The following is a 1,083-nucleotide window of genomic DNA, read 5'->3' on the forward strand; positions in this document are numbered from 1 at the left end:
GGTTCCAGTGCGAGCCGGCTTCCGGGCGATGCTTGTGGTGGGCGTTGGAGTATTTATGGATGCGCCGCCCCAGCGGGTCGTAGGCGTAGTCGACGCTGAGGGTGCTGTCTTCAAAGCGCACCAGACGGTCGAACAGGTCCCAGCGCATTTGGCTGTGTTGGCCGTTGTGCCAGCGGCGGATCTGGTTGCCGCGCTCGTCGTATTCGTAGTGCGTGCCCGCGTATTCGCGCAGCAGGTTGTCCATCAGTGTGTTGCGTTTCGGGTCTTGATCCAGCGGGCGGCGGATTTCAGCCACGCTGTTGTCCAGCAGGTTGCTGGCCGGGTCGAAGGCGAAGGTTTCGACGCCCAGGCGGCTGGTGGCGCTGAGCAGTCGACCCACCGGGTCGTAGCGGTAGGACAACGGCCCGCGGCGGCTGTCGTTGATGTCGGTCAGTTGGCCCGCGGCGTCGTATTTGTACTCGCGTTTGAGCAATGTGGACTGGTCGTCGCTACGGCTCAGCAGTTGGGCTTGCAGACGGCCGACCGGGTCCCATTGTTGGGTTTGCAGCAGGCGGTTGCCTTGGTGGCGGGCGACTTCGCGGTGCAGGTCGTCGCGCTCGTAGCCGATGAGTTCGTGTTCGTCGAGGCGCATGCCTAGCAGGTGGCCGCTGCCGTAGGTCAGCCAACTGACTTTGTGGCCGTCCGGGCGGGTGGTGGCGATGCGTTGGTTGAGCACGTCGTACTCGTGTTGCCACACGGCGACTACCGGTTTTTGCAGGCTCAGGTAGTGCTGGTGTTCGCGCAGCAGGTTACCCGCCGGGTCGTGGAACCATTGCAGGCGGCTGTCGGCGTTGGTGGCCATGACCAGGTTGCCGTTGCCGTCATAGGCGAAGGTTTCGGTTTGCGCGGTGTCGTTCAGACGTGCTGTGCGCTCGATCAGGCGCCCTGTCGGGTCGAACTCGACGTGGGTGGTGCGCTGCCCGTCGACGGTGCTCGCGAGGCGGCCGGTGCTTGCGTCGTATTCGTAGAGGGTGCTGCGCCCGTCGAAACCGGTCTCTTTGAGCAGACGACCAATCGGGTCGTAATGGAATTTGGCCTGTTGCT

Annotated in this window: 1 pseudogene; it reads right to left on the reverse strand. The window is 63.8% G+C overall.

The features are described 5' to 3' along the window. Nucleotides 1–1,083, reverse strand: a pseudogene (locus AP059_RS00005) (RHS repeat protein); the annotation flags it as partial.

The organism is Pseudomonas sp. TAA207, from assembly GCF_001529285.1.
Lineage (GTDB): Bacteria > Pseudomonadota > Gammaproteobacteria > Pseudomonadales > Pseudomonadaceae > Aquipseudomonas > Aquipseudomonas weihenstephanensis.